This is a genomic window from Paracoccus isoporae, assembly GCF_900101865.1.
Lineage (GTDB): Bacteria > Pseudomonadota > Alphaproteobacteria > Rhodobacterales > Rhodobacteraceae > Paracoccus > Paracoccus isoporae.
The window spans coordinates 233,338-247,561 of the sequence record NZ_FNAH01000003.1 but is presented as its reverse complement, the minus strand read 5'-3'; the positions used below and the strand labels follow the sequence as shown (position 1 = coordinate 247,561).

16 protein-coding genes are annotated in these 14,224 nt (G+C 68.7%); 3 read left to right on the top strand and 13 right to left on the bottom strand.

The genetic code is table 11. The features are described 5' to 3' along the window. Positions 1-2: 2 nt before the first annotated feature. The 6 genes from BLT73_RS07450 to BLT73_RS07425 form a co-directional block, all read right to left on the bottom strand. The gene (locus BLT73_RS07450; RefSeq protein WP_218132514.1) at positions 3-665 is read right to left on the bottom strand and encodes an SDR family NAD(P)-dependent oxidoreductase; all 663 of its coding nucleotides are present in this window, start codon (positions 663-665) and stop codon (positions 3-5) included. Further along, positions 662-1,060 (bottom strand): DUF2177 family protein, encoded by a 399-nt coding sequence (locus BLT73_RS07445; protein ID WP_090522395.1) that lies wholly within the window; start codon positions 1,058-1,060, stop codon positions 662-664. Before BLT73_RS07445 ends, BLT73_RS07450 begins: the two co-directional genes overlap by 4 nt. A 123-nt stretch (positions 1,061-1,183) precedes the next feature. Beyond that, positions 1,184-2,824, bottom strand: coding sequence for a phosphatase PAP2 family protein (locus tag BLT73_RS07440; protein WP_090522393.1), 1,641 nt, complete (start codon positions 2,822-2,824; stop codon positions 1,184-1,186). Beyond that, a complete protein-coding gene (locus BLT73_RS07435; protein ID WP_090522391.1) occupies positions 2,821-4,485 on the bottom strand; it encodes an ArnT family glycosyltransferase in 1,665 nt (554 codons plus the stop codon). Before BLT73_RS07435 ends, BLT73_RS07440 begins: the two co-directional genes overlap by 4 nt. A 4-nt stretch (positions 4,486-4,489) precedes the next feature. Next, complete coding sequence (locus tag BLT73_RS07430; protein ID WP_090522390.1) at positions 4,490-4,822, bottom strand: lipid-A-disaccharide synthase N-terminal domain-containing protein; 333 nt, start codon at positions 4,820-4,822, stop codon at positions 4,490-4,492. Further along, on the bottom strand, positions 4,819-5,646 hold the full coding sequence (locus BLT73_RS07425) for a glycosyltransferase family 2 protein (RefSeq protein ID WP_090522388.1): 828 nt from the start codon (positions 5,644-5,646) through the stop codon (positions 4,819-4,821). The genes BLT73_RS07430 and BLT73_RS07425 overlap by 4 nt, the downstream gene beginning before the upstream one ends. A 328-nt stretch (positions 5,647-5,974) precedes the next feature. Here BLT73_RS07425 and BLT73_RS07420 point away from each other — a divergent pair, with 328 nt between their 5' ends. Together BLT73_RS07420 and BLT73_RS07415 are read left to right on the top strand one after the other, a co-directional pair. Beyond that, positions 5,975-7,312 carry a sulfite oxidase gene (locus BLT73_RS07420; RefSeq protein WP_090522588.1) on the top strand — a complete coding sequence of 446 codons (1,338 nt, stop codon included), beginning with the start codon at positions 5,975-5,977 and terminating at the stop codon, positions 7,310-7,312. A 9-nt stretch (positions 7,313-7,321) separates the two neighbouring features. Then, positions 7,322-7,738: a hypothetical protein gene (locus BLT73_RS07415; RefSeq protein WP_090522385.1), complete on the top strand. Its 417-nt coding sequence runs from the start codon at positions 7,322-7,324 to the stop codon at positions 7,736-7,738. Between the two features lie 28 nt (positions 7,739-7,766). On the opposite strand, the gene BLT73_RS07410 is transcribed toward BLT73_RS07415, so the two are convergent. Continuing rightward, entirely contained in the window at positions 7,767-8,312 is a 546-nt protein-coding gene (locus BLT73_RS07410; protein WP_090522586.1) for a cupin domain-containing protein, read from the bottom strand. 165 nt (positions 8,313-8,477) lie between these two features. Between BLT73_RS07410 and hisD the strand changes: the two genes are divergently transcribed. After that, complete coding sequence (hisD, locus tag BLT73_RS07405) at positions 8,478-9,773, top strand: histidinol dehydrogenase (RefSeq protein ID WP_090522383.1); 1,296 nt, start codon at positions 8,478-8,480, stop codon at positions 9,771-9,773. On the opposite strand, the gene BLT73_RS07400 is transcribed toward hisD, so the two are convergent. Genes BLT73_RS07400 through BLT73_RS07375 form a run of 6 tightly spaced genes read right to left on the bottom strand, consistent with a single transcriptional unit; the run spans position 9,755 to position 14,223 of the window. Continuing rightward, positions 9,755-11,101, bottom strand: a complete 1,347-nt coding sequence (locus BLT73_RS07400; protein ID WP_090522381.1) for an amidase — start codon at positions 11,099-11,101, stop codon at positions 9,755-9,757. The genes hisD and BLT73_RS07400 overlap by 19 nt on opposite strands. Beyond that, the gene (locus tag BLT73_RS07395) at positions 11,088-11,288 is read right to left on the bottom strand and encodes a hypothetical protein (RefSeq protein WP_090522380.1); all 201 of its coding nucleotides are present in this window, start codon (positions 11,286-11,288) and stop codon (positions 11,088-11,090) included. The genes BLT73_RS07400 and BLT73_RS07395 overlap by 14 nt, the downstream gene beginning before the upstream one ends. A 1-nt stretch (position 11,289) precedes the next feature. Further along, entirely contained in the window at positions 11,290-11,985 is a 696-nt protein-coding gene (locus BLT73_RS07390) for an RraA family protein (protein ID WP_090522378.1), read from the bottom strand. 2 nt (positions 11,986-11,987) lie between these two features. Then, entirely contained in the window at positions 11,988-12,680 is a 693-nt protein-coding gene (locus tag BLT73_RS07385; RefSeq protein ID WP_090522376.1) for an alpha/beta fold hydrolase, read from the bottom strand. Beyond that, positions 12,677-13,825: a cobalamin-independent methionine synthase II family protein gene (locus tag BLT73_RS07380; protein ID WP_090522374.1), complete on the bottom strand. Its 1,149-nt coding sequence runs from the start codon at positions 13,823-13,825 to the stop codon at positions 12,677-12,679. Before BLT73_RS07380 ends, BLT73_RS07385 begins: the two co-directional genes overlap by 4 nt. After that, positions 13,822-14,223, bottom strand: coding sequence for a hypothetical protein (locus BLT73_RS07375; RefSeq protein WP_090522372.1), 402 nt, complete (start codon positions 14,221-14,223; stop codon positions 13,822-13,824). The genes BLT73_RS07380 and BLT73_RS07375 overlap by 4 nt, the downstream gene beginning before the upstream one ends. Between the last annotated feature and the right edge of the window lies 1 nt (position 14,224).

Below are 14,224 nucleotides of genomic sequence, written 5' to 3'. Positions count from 1 at the left end.
CTTCACCATTCGACCGGCTTGCCCTTCCAGTCCCGGAAACTGCCAGTGTCGTCGGGGGTCAGCCCGTCGATCACACCCAGCAGCGCCTCGGCCGATGTCTCGGCCGTGATGGTCGGGTAGTTTTCGGCGTATTTGGCGGTCAGCCGGGTTTCCACCGTGCCGGGATGCAGGGCGACAACGATGGCCTGGTCGTTCTTGCGGGCGATCTCGATGGCGGCGGTGCGGATGATCTGGTTCTGCGCGGCCTTGGCGGCGCGATAGCTGATCCAGCCGCCAAACCCGTTATCCCCGATGGAGCCGACACGGGCCGAGAGCGAGGCGAAGACGGCCCGCCTGTCCTGGGCGAGCAGCGGCGAGAAATACCGCAGCAGCAGCGCCACCCCGATGGCGTTCAGCGCGAATTGGGCGGCCATCCCTTCGGCGTCGATGGCGCGGATGGTCTTTTCGGGCGCGTAGCCGTCAATGACAAGCGCGCCGGTGGCGTTGAAGATCAGATCGAAGGACTGCCCCTCCAGCCCCTCGGCGGCCTCGGCCACGCTCTGTTGGTCGGTCAGTTCCAGCCCGTCCCGGCGCGACAGCCCGGTGACATCCTGCCCCTGCTCGCGCAGCCGGGCCGCCACTGCCGCGCCGATCCCGCCGCTGTCACCGATGACAAGCGCGCTCACGTCAGCCAGCGGGTCATGACCACGCCGGCCCAGGCCGAGAAGCCGGTCAGGAAACCGCCCCAGATCGTGTCGGTGACGACCTGCTGCATCGACCAGTCCCGCAGCGTGGCGTAATTGGTGAACTCATAGGTGCCATAGCACATCAGCCCGATCAGCGCGCCCGCGAACAACGCCTTGAGCGCGCGATCCTCGGCCAGGGCCGGGACCGAGACGAAATACAGCACCCCGACGATATAGGCCGAATAGAAAGCGGCCGCGGGCACCATGCGGAACGGCTCTGCCAAGAGGTCGCCGACATGGCGCTCGAAAACCGGGCGGATGATCTGGCTGATGCCGACCACGTCGATGGCCAGGAAAATGACCAGGGTGGAGATGTAAAGAATGACGATCTGCATGGGGCGCTCCCGCGGGCTGAACTCACTTCCGTGGTCTACGTCCGAGACTGCGGAAAAGTTGCCTCGCCCGTCACACGCAGGCATCGCCCGCCCCCGGCCATATCGCTGGCCGAGCGGCGCCGGTTACGGCTGGCTTCCCATGCGCAGCGGCCGGTTCCGCGGCGGCAGGAGGCCCGCCGAACCGAGATCCAATGCCGATGCCAACGCGCGCAACTGGCTGCCGGCGATGCGCAGGACATGCCAGCAGGCGGCCGTCACGGTGCGGGCATCGCCGGACAGGCTGGCGCCATCGCGGGCAGGCCCGGAAAGATAGTTGCGAACGACATCGCTGTCATGGCGGATCGCCGCCATGCGCAGGGCGGGGCGGTGTCGTCCCATGTCGCAGATGCGCCAGATCAGCAGGGCCGTCAGCGCCATGAGCAGGACCGAGAAGACCGAGTCGCTCAGGAAATGGCGGCCCATGGCGACGCGCAAACCGATGCCGAACAAGGCCAGCCCCGCACCCGCCGCCATCACGCGCTTGCGCCCCCGCAGCCAGGGCCAGCACAGGGTTGCGGCCAGGATGGCGAGCATGGCGATGCCCGCCCCCTCGCCCGACGGGAAGGAGCAGTTGGACAGGCATTGATCGGCCCGCTCGAAGGGCAGGGTGAAACGCTGCATCCCGCCGAACTGCTCCACCGCGTCGGGGCGCGCACGGCCCCAGTAGGATTTGAACACCCCGTTCACGAGCAGCGCCGGACCCAGGGCGAAACAGGCGGTTGCATAGAACGGCACGGCTCTGGGAATCTGCAGCCGCGATCCCAGCCGCAGCCAGCCCAGATAGAGGATCAACGACCCGAGCGCGACAAGCTGGGTGCCGCGCATGAACACATGCCGGACCGCGTTCAGCGCCTCGCTTTGTGCCATTGGGAAGGCGGCGCGTCCGTCATGGAACAGGCCGGACACTGCAAGATCGATGCGCGGCGCGGCCAGAAACAGCATGATGGCGGCGTTCAGCGCGATCAGCGTGCCGATCAGCAGCGACAGGTAGAGCCCGTCCACCCGCGGGCGTCTGGTGCCGGGCCTGCGCTGCGTCATGCGACGCCAGCCCAGCCGGGCCCGCGCGGCGAGCGGTGCGACGGTTCTGCCGTCCAGCACGGGAAGCTGTCCGCGCAGGGCGAGCGCGCGGCACAGCGCCCAGCTTGTCGCCAGCCCCAGCCCCAGCCCGGCCACCACGTCAGAGGGGTAGTGCTGCTGCGTGACGATCCGCGTCGCGCCGCCCAGAACGCCGAACGCCGCGATCAGCCGCCACTGCCGGGGGAACAGCCGCAGCAGGAAGAACCCGACCGCGCCGAGCGTGGTGGCATGGCCGGAGGGGAAGCTGTTGAAGGAGAAATCGAACGCATAGGGCCGCCAGGCAAAGGCGCCCAGTTCGCCGAACCATTCCGGGCGGGCGCGGCCGAAACCGTGCTTGAGGATCTGCACCGCGACACCGCTCAGCAGCACGCTGAGAAAGATCGCGACGCAGAGCTTCAGCACCAGCGATGCCCGCCCGCGCGCGGCCTCGCTGGCGCGGCTTTGCATGGTCACGGCGGCGCTGATTGCGATCAGCGGCAGGGTGATGCCCAGCCAGGCGCTGTTGCCGATCACCGTTGCCTCGCCGGCGATTGTGACGACCCACTCCGGCAGCATCGCCACCTGCCGCATAGCCGCCCCGTCCAGCAGGAAACTCAGCGCGAGCAGGGACAGGAACATCAGCGATCCGGTGGTCCGGGTGATCGTCATCGGCGGGCCTCGCAGCTTTCTTGCGGATTCCGGTCCGGCAGGACCAGCTCAAGGCGCTGTGTCCGGCCGTTGGCGTAGTTGAGACCGGTGATCTGTGCGGCGGCGCCGGGCGTAGGCGCGGCCCCCGGCGGCACCGCGATCCAGGCCCCGGCGATGCGCCCGTCCGAGAGCAGGGTTTCGGCGGTCTCAGCGTCGGTCAGCACCGTGTCGCGGCCGAGCAGGAACACCGCGCTCGGCTCGTGGAACCCGGCAAGCGCCACCGGCCCGCCACACAGATGGCCGGCCCCCGCCGCCGCCAGCCGCTCCGAGATCCACAGATCGCGCATCGCGGGCAGGGCGCTGCCCGCCGCGGTGCCGAGCATCAGCGTCCCGCAGAGCCACAGCATCCCGATCCCGACCGCCATGCCGCCGCGCCACAGCGCCACCACGGCCCAGCATCCAGCCAGCAGCGCCGCTCCGCTGCCCAACGCGGCAAGGGGCGCCACACCCTCCCCAAGCCGGATCGGGCCAAGTAGCATCAGCACCGCGAGGCCGGTCAGCACCAGCAGGAACGCGGCCGTTCCGGCCCCGGCCAGCCAGCCGCGGAACCGCCTGTCGCCGTCTGCCACGGCACAGACGCAGGCGGCCACGGCCAGCAACAGCGCGGGATAGAGATTCATCGGGTAATGGATCAGCTTGGTCGGCACCAGTTCCAGCACGATCCAGGCAGGCACGACCCATCCGGCCAGCAGCCGCGCCTCGATCTCTGCACGGCGTTGCCACAGAGAGGCGGCGGCCAGCGGTGCAAACAGCGTCCAGGGCCAGAAGCTGAGCAGGACACCCAGCAGATAGCTGCCCGGCGGGGCGCCGTGGCTTTCTTGGCCGGAGGTCAGCTTGGCCCCGAAATCGCCCAGCAGGGACTCGGTCAGAAAGGCGCCCTCGCTGCGCCAGATGATCGCCAGGAACCAGGGCAGCACCAGAGCCGCCGTCAGGGCGAGGCCGTGCCGCGGGTAGAGTCCGGTGATCCGCGGCATCCCGCGCTGCATCAGGCCCAGCCACAGCAGCAATCCCGCCACCGGCAGCAGGATCACCGGCCCTTTGAGCAGCAGCCCGGCCGAGACGGCCAGCCAGAACGCCGCCGCCACCCCGATCCCGGCCTGTCCCAGCACGGCGCGGAACAACGCCCCCATCGCCACCACGCTGGCCAGGAGCAGCGCGGCGTCCGTGGTGGCGAGCCGTGCCTCGACCTGCACGATCAGCGTGGCGGACAGCATCAGCCCGGCCATCGCCGCCGCGCGTGGCCCGACGACCGGCCGCCCCGCCCAGGACAGCGCGACGCAGGCCAGGGCCGCCGACAGCAGCGAGGGCAGGCGGTGCAGCCAGATCGCTGATTGCGCGCCTTGCCCGGACAGCGTCACCGCCGTGGCCTGCAACCAGTAGATCCCGACGGGCTTCTTGTAGCGCGGCGCGTCCTGCAGCCTGATGTCGACCCAGTCGCCCGACACGGCCATCTGGCGGCTGGCCTGGGCGAAACGCGCCTCGTCCCGGTCGGTCACGGGCAGGCTTGCGATGCCCGGCATCAGCGCCAGCAGGCTGACCAGCAACAACGCGGCGCAGGCCGTGATGCCCGTGCGGTTCAGGCGCAGGCGCGGCACGGCGGGGATATGGGGCGCAGCGCGCATCGCCCTATCCGGCCGGGGGATCGGCCAACGGCACGGGCTGGCGTGCCTCGCGGTGGATCAGCACCAGATTGCGCAGATAGACGATCAGCCCGGTGGACTGGCCCAGGATGAACACCACGTCGCGGCGATACAGCGCGTAGGCCAAGAGAAGCGTGCCGCCGACGATCGAGAGATACCAGAAGGCGATGGGGATATGCGACCGGCCGGCACGTTCGGAGGCGATCCATTGCACCAGGAAACGCGAGGCGAAGGCCATCTGCGCCGCAAGCCCGGTCACCACCCAGGCGAACTCGCTCCAGCCGTCGATATGGAGCAGGGCGAAGAGCATCTCCTTCATCGCGGGGCCGCGTCGCTGCGGGTCACGCTGCGGCCGGGCGGCGCGATGCGCTTGCGGCGGCGGATCAGCCAGGCCACGCCGATCAGATCGGTGACGCCGACGAGCGCACGCTGGAGATTGCTGTATTTCGACCGGCCCGACAGGCGCGGCGCATGGGCGACATCGACAAGCGCCACCTCCCAGCCGTCGCGGCGGAACAGCGCCGGCAGGAAGCGGTGCATGTGATCGAAATAGGGCAGGGCCAGATAGGCCTCGCGGCGGAACGCCTTGAGCCCGCAGCCCGTGTCCCGTGTGCCGTCCCGCAGCACCGCGCTGCGGATCCGGTTGGCGATGGCGGAGGCCAGGCGCTTCGACGCGCTGTCGCGCCGCTTGCGCCGCTGCCCGGCGACCAGACCCAGCCCTGTGGATGCGCCGGGCGCGATCAGCGGGGCGATGACCCGGCCGATCTCCTCCGGCGGGTTCTGGCCGTCGCCGTCCAGCGTGCAGATGATCGGGGCGCGGGAGTGCAGCACCGCTTCGTGCAGCGCGGCGGATTGCCCGGCGGAGCGGGTGAGCGTCACGACGGTCAGCGCGGTGGTCTGGTGCCGCGCCGCGTAGTCGCGCAGCGCCTCTGCCGTGCCGTCGCGCGAGCCGTCATCGGTCACGCAGATCTCGAACGGGCCGATCCCGGCCATGGCGGCGACGCAGCGGTTCAGCAGGGGTGCGACGGAGGCGGCCTCGTCCCGCATCGGGATGACGATGGACAGGACCGGCGCCGTGGCCCCGACGGGCTGCGGCGCGGTGAGCTGAGCATGCTGCACCGAGCGATTCACGCCTGTCTCCATCTTCGCGTCGTCATCCTGTTCTGCGAGTAATCGCGGAATGCGACGGGGCGATGTATTAAATGTAACAAATACATGATGTTGCGATGTTGCGGGGGTTCGGATAAGCAGGGGCTATGGCGGCTGACCAAACCGGGCCGCACGGCCCGTCCACCCCCCGTGCACCGGGCGTACACCGTTCGTGCACCGTTCTCGTGCGGCGCCGGTTTCGCTGGCGCCGGGTCGGGCGCGGCGCGGCGGAGAAGAGCGGGTTTTGGAATGGCGGAATTCTGTGCGATGATCGGGGCGATACATGGCGAAGCCAGGCGACACGCAGCAGGAGGGGAATGGCATGTCGGACCAAGCGGACAGGGAACAGAATGAGGGCATCAAGGCGGTAGAGTCCGGGGCGGGTGACACGGGCGCAACCGGGACCGGCACGGGGACGGGGACGGGGACCGACCCGGCGCGGCGGGCGTTTCTGCGCTCCACCGGGGCCTCGGCCTTTGGCGCGATGCTGGGCATGACCATCCCGTTTCAGCGCAACCTGCCCGCCGGGCTGATCCCGGTGGCGCTCGCGCAGGACACCGGGCAGGCGATGATGGCCGAGAAGGACGGGCTGATCGTGCTGGGCGACCGGCCGCTGAATGCCGAGACCCCGGCGCATCTGCTGGATGACGACATCACCCCTTACGAGCACATGTTCATTCGCATGAACGGGCTGGTGCCGCAGAATGCGCTCGACTCCGATGCCTCGGGCTGGATGCTGACCATTGACGGAGAGGTGGACAACCCGCTGGAGTTGAGCATCGACGATCTGAAATCGCGTTTCGAGACTGTCACCCGCGCGATGGTGCTGGAATGCGGCGGCAATGGCCGGGCTTTCTTCAACCCCGGCGCCTCGGGCAACCAGTGGACGACCGGCGCGGTGGGCTGCCCGGAATGGACCGGGGTGCGGCTGGCCGATGTGCTGGCCGAGGCGGGCGTCAGGGACAGCGCGGTCTACACGGCGCATTACGGCAATGACGTGCATCTGTCGGGCGATCCCGAGAAGGAGGTGATCTCGCGCGGGGTGCCGATCGACAAGGCGATGCAGGAGGATGCGCTGATCGCCTGGGCGATGAACGGGGCGGATATTCCCGCACTGCACGGCTTCCCGCTGCGGCTGGTGATCCCGGGCTATCCGGGATCGGTCAGCCAGAAATATCTCAACCGGATCACGATCCGCGACCAGGAACATGACGGCGCGAAGATGACCGGCTATTCCTATCGCCTGCCGGCCTATCCCGTGGCGCCGGGGACCGAGGTGCCGGAATCCGACATGGTGGTGATGACCGAGATGCCGGTGAAATCGCTGGTCACCTTTCCGCGCACCGGCACCGAGGTCGCGACCGGCGAGGCGGCCGAGATCCGCGGCCATGCCTGGGCCGGCAATGGCGATGTCGCGGCGATGCATGTCTCGACCGATTTCGGCCAGACCTGGCAGGAGGCCACGCTGGAGCCGCCGCCCAACCGCTTTGCCTGGCAACGCTGGCGTGCCGAGGTGACGCTGCCCGAGGCCGGGTATTACGAGGTCTGGGCGCGGGCCACCGATGCAAACGGCGTCAGCCAGCCGGCCACCACGCCGGGCTGGAACCCGCGCGGCTACGGCAACAACATGCAGCACCGCATTGCGCTGATCGCGGTGTGAGGGGGGATCATGCGTGGAATTGCCAAGATCGCCCTGCTGGCCGGGCTGGGCCTTGCCGCCGGGCTGATGCCGGTTCTGGCGCAATCGCGCCCCGATCCGATGCGTATGTCGGCCATGCCGGGCGCGGCACCGTCGCCCGATGACCCGATGCAGGCGCTGCGCACCCCCGATCCGGGCGAGGGCGACGGCCCTGCGGCCAGCGAGGAGTTCGGCGGTCTGCCCGACGCGCCGGGGGCCGAGGACACCTATTACCAATGCGTCGCCTGCCACTCGACCGAGATCATCAAGCAGCAGCGCATCACCGACGCCCGCTGGGACGATCTGTGGCAGTGGATGGTCGAGGAGCAGGGGATGTATGAGCCCGATGCGGAGACGAAGCAGGTCATCCTGACCTATCTGAAAACGCATTTCTCCTCGGAACTTTGACCGGGCGGGGTGGCGCGCGCCCGTCCCGTCAATACGAGGCGGGCGAGATGGCGCTGACGATTTCTGCCCGTGCCGTGCCCGTGTTGCGGAAGCGATGCGGTTCGCGGCTGTCGAAGTAATAGCCGTCCCCGGCCTGCAATTCGCGGGTCTGCCGGCCCACCGTCACTTCGACGCGGCCGGAGACGACATAGCCCGCCTCCTGCGCGACATGGGACAGCATCTCGCCGGTATCGGCGCCGACGGCGTAGCTCTCCTTGAGGAACTGAAAGCTGCGATAGGGGTGGTTCAGACCGATCAGCCGGTAGGAGATGGTGTCGGGATTGCCGATCTCGGGCAGATCCGCCGCCGTGTAGAACGGGCTGCCGCCGCCGTCGCGCACCCCGCCCAGAAATTCCGCCAGCCGGCTGCCGAGCGCGTCGAGGATCGCCTGCAGCGTGTCGATGGTCGGGCTGATCCGGTCGCGCTCGATCATCGAGATGGTGGTGTGGGACACGCCGGAGCGCAGCGCCAGTTCGCGCATGCTGAGCTGGCGTCGCTGGCGCAGATCGGTCAGGGCCTTGCCTATTCTGGCCATGATATTGTCCATCTCTGCGGCTGCATATGCTGAATTGATCGCATGGGTTGTGACTTGTTGGCAAGTATTCTGTCCGCGCCCGGCCGGGTGGCTATGCGGCGACCCGGCCATGGCTAGAATGGCCGCCGCGCCGCCATGCGATGCGGCAGATCAGGAGGGGATTTCATGGGCGATGTGACGGGTTTCAAGGGCGTGCGCCATCTCAAGGCGCCGTCGCGCGACGCGGCATCGGACAACGCGCCGGTGGCCGAGACGGTGGCCGAGGTGCTGGCGCGGGTGCGCCGCGAGGGCGATGCGGCGGTGCGCGATTATTCCAACCGCTTCGACAAGGCCGATCTGGCCGCGTTCGAGGTCAGCGCCGCGGACCGCGCGGCGGCGGTGGACGGGCTGGATCCGCAGACACGGGCGGATACGGAATTCGCCATCGCCAATGTGCGCCGCTTTGCCGAGGCGCAATTCGCCACGATTGGCGGGCTGGAGGATGTCCAGCCGCGCCCCGGCGTGCATCTGGGGCACCGGGTGATCCCGCTGGAACGGGTCGGCTGCTATGTGCCGGGCGGGCGCTATCCGCTTCTGTCGGCGCCGATCATGACCATCGTGCCCGCGAAGGTGGCCGGGGTGGAGGAGGTGATCGCCTGCCTGCCGCCGAACGCGCATGAGGCGATGATCGCGGGTTGTCATCTGTCGGGCGCGGACCGGATCTTCCGCATCGGCGGCGCGCAGGCCATCGCGGCGATGGCGTTCGGCACCGAAACCGTGCCGCGCGTGGACAAGATCGTGGGGCCGGGCAATGCCTTCGTGAACGAGGCCAAGCGGCAGGTCTTCGGCCCGGTGGGGATCGACCAGCTCGCCGGGCCGTCGGAGATCTATATCCTCGCCGATGAGAGCGGCGATGCGGAGATGATCGCCACCGATCTGCTGGCGCAGGCCGAGCATGACGTGCGCACGCGGGTCGGGCTGATCACCACCGATGTCGAGCTGGCACAGGCGGTGCTGGACGAGGTTGCGCGCCAGCTTGCGTCGCTGTCGACTGCCGAGACCGCAGGGGCGGCCTGGCGCGATTACGGCGAGATCGCGATCTGCGCGGATGAGGCGGCGATGATCGCCTATTCCGATGTCATCGCGGCGGAGCATCTGCAGATCCACACGCTGGACCCGCATGCGACGGCGGCGAAGCTGCGCAGCTATGGCTCGCTGTTCATCGGCCCGCTGGCCAGCGTGGTCTATTCCGACAAATGCGCCGGGACCAACCACACCCTGCCGACCATGGCGGCGGGGCGGTATACCGGCGGGCTGTGGGTCGGGGCCTATGTGAAGGTCGTCACCCATCAATGGCTGACGCCGGAGGGGGTCGCGCAGGTCGCACCGCCGGCGGTGCGCCAGAGCGCCAGCGAGGGGCTGGAGGGGCATCGCCGGGCCGCGCAGCTTCGGCTCGACCGGCTTCAGAACGCCGGCGACTGAGCGGAGACATCGGTGGCGGCCTCGAACGCCGCCCCGATCCGGCAGATCATCGCCTCGGCCCCGTGCGCGGCGATGATCTGCATTCCCAGCGGCAACCCGCTCGAGAACCCGACCGGCAGCGACAGTGCCGGGTGGCCGGTCAGGTTGAAGGGAATGGTGCGCATGGCCGTCCACACGGTCTCCTCTCCCGCGAAGGCCGAGACCGGGGGTGCGGCGGCCAGCGTCGTCGGCGCGATGATCGCGTCGCAGCCGTAGAGCAGCGCATCCATCCGGGCGGTGATGCGCTGCCCCGCGCGGCGGGCGCGGGCGACGGCATCGGGGGTGATGCCGATCCCGCCCGCGAGCGCCTGCCTCGCCTGGCGGCCATAGCGTTCGGGCGTGGCGCGCAGCATGGCGCGGTGATGGCGGAACGACTCGTCATGCAGGATCAGGGCAGCGGCGGATTCGGCCAGGGCGTAATCGGGCATGGGCGTGAGCGAAATCCGCGCCCCCAGCATCGACAGGGTGGAGGCGGCGTCGTCCATCGCCTGGATCAGTGCCGGATCGGCGTCGGGATCATCCGCGAACCAGTCGCGGGCATAGGCGATGCGCAGCCCGGCAATGTCGCGGCCGATGCCCGGCATGGCCACGGCCCGCCCGGCCATGGCGTCGAGCATCAGCGCCGCGTCACCGACGCTGGCGGCCAGCGGACCCAGATGGTCGAGGCTGGGCGAGAGCGGATGGACCCCGGCCATGGGCAGCAGGTCGCGGCTGGGTTTCAGCCCGACGATGCCGCAATAGGCGGCCGGGCTGCGGACCGATCCGCCGGTGTCGGTGCCGATGGCGATGCGCACCATCCCCGCCGCCACCGCCGCGGCGGAGCCTGACGACGATCCGCCGGTGATCCGGTCGGGATGCCAGGGGTTGCGGGCGGGCGGATAGGCGGTGTCGCCGCCCGGCCCGGTCAGCGCGAATTCATAGGTGGCGACCCGGCCCAGCGGGATCGCCCCGGCGCGGCGCAGCCGGGCGATCACGGCGGCATCCTGCGTCCCGCGCGCGGCCTGCTGGCGACTGCCGCAGCGGTTTTCGCCGCCCACCATCTCCAGCAGATCCTTGACGGCGAAAGGGATGCCATGGAGCGGGCCGGTTGTCGCACCGCTCGCCCGCGCCCGGTCGGCCTGGTCGGCGGCGCGTCTGGCGCCATCGGCGTCGAGATGGACGAAGGCGCGGATCAGCCCGTCCCGTGCCTCGATCCGGGACAGATGCGCCTCGATCAGCTCGCGCGCGGTCAGATCTCCCGCGCGGAGCATCGGGGCCAGCTCGCTCAGGGGCAGGTCAGCGGGGTTCATCGTCTCTCGTCAGCTCATCGGCCAGAAGCAGCTCGGCGGCGCGGCGCAGCCCGGTATAGACGCGCAGCGCGGCGGTCGTGTCGCGGTCGTCCAGAACGATCCCATCGGCGTGGAGCGCCGCCTCGAACCGGGCGCGGTCATCTTCGGTGCCGGTTGCGGCGGCGTCGCCGTCCTCGCGGCGCGCCATCTCAGGTCCGGGCCTTCTCGAAGGCGGTCCAGGCGGCCTCGAAAGCGGCGAAATCGAAGCCCTCGGCGCGGGCCGGATCGAGCACCAGCCGCTCTGTCTCCAGCAGTTTGCGGATCGCGTCGCCCAGCACCGGGACCACCTCGGCTGGCACCACGAGCGCGCCGTGCCGGTCGGCATGGATCAGATCGCCATCCGCGACCTGCATCCCGAACACCCGGACCGGTTCGCCCACGCTGCGCAGATGCACGAAGCCGTGGCTGGGCCCGACCGAGCCCGCGATCACCGGATAGCCCGACGGCAGGTCGCCCAGATCGCGCACGACGCCGTTGGTCAGCGTGCCGGACAGGCCGAAGCCCTTGTGGATGGTGGTGTTGATCTCGCCCCAATAGGCGCCGATGGCGTTGGGATAATCCAGATCCTCGACCACCGCGACGGCGGGTTTTGGGGCCTCGGCCATGTGGCGGTAATAGTCCATGCGCCGGGCCCGGATCACCTCGGCCGGTTCGGTCGGCGGCGCGATGGCGGAGAGGCTGGCGGTGCGGGCATAGCCCACGATGGCCCCGGCATCGGGTTCGGTGCAGATCACCGTGCCGCGGGTAAATCCATCGAAGCCGCGCCGTCCCTGCGCCACCTCGATGGCGTTGCAGACCGTGGGCGTGTCCACCCGGCGCAGCAGATCCAGAAGATCGGGGTCCATTGTCATGCCTCCAGCCAGTGCCGCAGCGCGGCAGTTGTTTCGCCTGGTTGTTCCAGCACGGGCAGATGGCCCGCGCCCTCGATGATGCGCAGCACCGATCCGGGGATCAGCCGGTGCATCAGCTCATGGCGTTCGACCGGGCAGAGCCGGTCCTCGCGCCCGCACAGGATCAGGGTCGGCACGGTCGCGCCGCGCAGCACGTCCTGCCGGTCGGGGCGGTCGCGCAGCGCGCGGGACTGGTTGACGAAGACCTGCGGGCCGAGATCCGTCGCCATCTCCATGCACAGATCCAGCACCGCCTGCTTGCCGGGACCATCCGCGAGATAGTTCGGCTTCATCTCGTCGCGCATGACCGCGCGCAGCCGCCCGGCCTCGACCGCGGCGATCTGGGGCGCGCGGTTTGCCTGAACCTCTGGCAGCTCGGCGCGGGGATTGGTGTCCAACAGCGCCAGCCGCTCGATCCGCTCGGGCGCCTGGGCCAGCATCTCCATTGCGACGATGCCGCCCATCGACAGCCCGGCCAGGGCGAAGCGGGGCGGGGCATGGGCCAGCACGCTGGCGGCGATGGCCTGCATCGTGTCGTGCTGGCCGATCGGGGGAAGATGCAGCGCGCGATCAGTCCCCAGCGCCGCGATCTGGGGGCCGAAGAGCCGGGCGTCGCACATCATCCCCGGCAGCAGAACCAGCGGGATCACGATGCCGCCGCTGCCCCGCCCGCCGAGGCGCGCGCCGCGCCTTCGGCTATGGCGCCGAGCTTGGCATAGGCGATGTCGGGATCGACCGCGCCGAATCCGGCGAAGGTGCCGAAGCCGCAATCCGATCCGGCGATGACCCGGTCGGCGCCGACGATGCCGGCAAAGCGCGACAGGCGTTCGGCGACCAGATCGGGATGTTCGACGAAATTGGTCGTGGTATCGACCACCCCAGGCACCAGGATCTTGTCGTCCGGGATGTCGGCGCGGCGGTCGCGGAACACCGTCCATTCATGGCCGTGACGGGGATTCGAGGTCTCGAACAGCACATGGCGCGGGCGGGCCTGCATCAGCGTGTCGAACATCTGCGCCATGGGAATGTCGCAGATATGCGGGCCTTCGTAATTGCCCCAGCAGATATGGATGCGCAGCTTCTCGGGCGGGAGGCCGGAGAGCGCGTGGTTGAGCGCCTCGACATGGCTGGCGGCGATCTTCACGAATTCGGCGTCCGACAGATCGCTGAACAGCATATGCCGCGACAAGGCCAGATCGGGGCAGTCGAGTTGCAGATCCAGCCCGGCGGCGACGATGGTTTCGTATTCCGCCTTCATCGCATCTGCCAGCGCGGCCAGATAGGCGTCGCGCGTCGGGTAGTGGTCGTTTTGTAGGAACAGCGAGATGACGCCGGGCGAGGCGGCGTTCATGAAGCCGCGTGTCGCGCCGTGTTCCGCCATCGCCGCTTTCAGGTTGGCGATGTCCTTTTCCAGCTCTCCCTGACCCTTGGATTTCACCTCTCCCACGCACATCGGGCGGGCATATTGCGGGGTGCCGCCGGACTCCGCGATGCGCTTGAGAAAGCCGGGGAACCGCTTGAGATCGGCGGGGGCGTTGCGCGGGCTGTCGCCGTCGAAGCCGGTATAGCGGTCCTTCACATAGGTCGCATAGCTGATCTTCGACGTCTCGCCGTCCGAGACGATATCGACCCCGGCCGCGACCTGCCAGCGCACCGTTTCGGAGACGGCGCGGGTCATGGCGGCGTCGAATGCGCCGGAATCGTAGGGCTCGCCGCGTTCGCGGGCGAAGATGAAATCGACGACCTCCTGCGTGCGCGGAAGGCTGCCGACATGGGTGGTGAGAATTCCGGTCATACCAGCGGCCCATCACGCGATTCATGAATATATGCCAGAACTTGCCATCCGGGAGTCGCGATCTGAAACCAGTTGTACTTCAGAACTGCAGTTTGATCCTCAGTCAACTCGCCACTGAATATCACCCCATCGCCGGGCTTTTGACTGTCCTTGCGAACGACGACGGTATTGAGGCTAGGCAGTTCGTCGTTTCGGCAAAGAAGTGCGATGATGCCTAAGGGCCTACCCAAACTCCGGTGACTATATTGCATGTATTTGCCAAGCGACTCATAGCTGATCAGACCGACCGGCAAGTTTCCGTCCTGACATTCAAGCTTTACCCAGCCGGTCAGTATCTGCCAGATTTGCTGGGCGCGCATATAGACTTCGTCGCCTTCTTCAAAATAACTCAACGCCATT

Excerpts from the sequence above, each read along its gene's own strand:
- BLT73_RS07445 (WP_090522395.1), bottom strand. The coding sequence starts at position 1,060 with ATGCAGATCGTCATTCTTTACATCTCCACCCTGGTCATTTTCCTGGCC.
- BLT73_RS07440 (WP_090522393.1), bottom strand. The coding sequence starts at position 2,824 with ATGACGATCACCCGGACCACCGGATCGCTGATGTTCCTGTCCCTGCTC.
- BLT73_RS07435 (WP_090522391.1), bottom strand. The coding sequence starts at position 4,485 with ATGCGCGCTGCGCCCCATATCCCCGCCGTGCCGCGCCTGCGCCTGAAC.
- BLT73_RS07430 (WP_090522390.1), bottom strand. The coding sequence starts at position 4,822 with ATGAAGGAGATGCTCTTCGCCCTGCTCCATATCGACGGCTGGAGCGAG.
- BLT73_RS07425 (WP_090522388.1), bottom strand. The coding sequence starts at position 5,646 with ATGGAGACAGGCGTGAATCGCTCGGTGCAGCATGCTCAGCTCACCGCG.
- BLT73_RS07420 (WP_090522588.1), top strand. The coding sequence starts at position 5,975 with ATGTCGGACCAAGCGGACAGGGAACAGAATGAGGGCATCAAGGCGGTA.
- BLT73_RS07415 (WP_090522385.1), top strand. The coding sequence starts at position 7,322 with ATGCGTGGAATTGCCAAGATCGCCCTGCTGGCCGGGCTGGGCCTTGCC.
- BLT73_RS07410 (WP_090522586.1), bottom strand. The coding sequence starts at position 8,312 with ATGGCCAGAATAGGCAAGGCCCTGACCGATCTGCGCCAGCGACGCCAG.
- hisD (WP_090522383.1), top strand. The coding sequence starts at position 8,478 with ATGGGCGATGTGACGGGTTTCAAGGGCGTGCGCCATCTCAAGGCGCCG.
- BLT73_RS07400 (WP_090522381.1), bottom strand. The coding sequence starts at position 11,101 with ATGAACCCCGCTGACCTGCCCCTGAGCGAGCTGGCCCCGATGCTCCGC.
- BLT73_RS07395 (WP_090522380.1), bottom strand. The coding sequence starts at position 11,288 with ATGGCGCGCCGCGAGGACGGCGACGCCGCCGCAACCGGCACCGAAGAT.
- BLT73_RS07390 (WP_090522378.1), bottom strand. The coding sequence starts at position 11,985 with ATGGACCCCGATCTTCTGGATCTGCTGCGCCGGGTGGACACGCCCACG.
- BLT73_RS07380 (WP_090522374.1), bottom strand. The coding sequence starts at position 13,825 with ATGACCGGAATTCTCACCACCCATGTCGGCAGCCTTCCGCGCACGCAG.
- BLT73_RS07375 (WP_090522372.1), bottom strand. The coding sequence starts at position 14,223 with ATGGCGTTGAGTTATTTTGAAGAAGGCGACGAAGTCTATATGCGCGCC.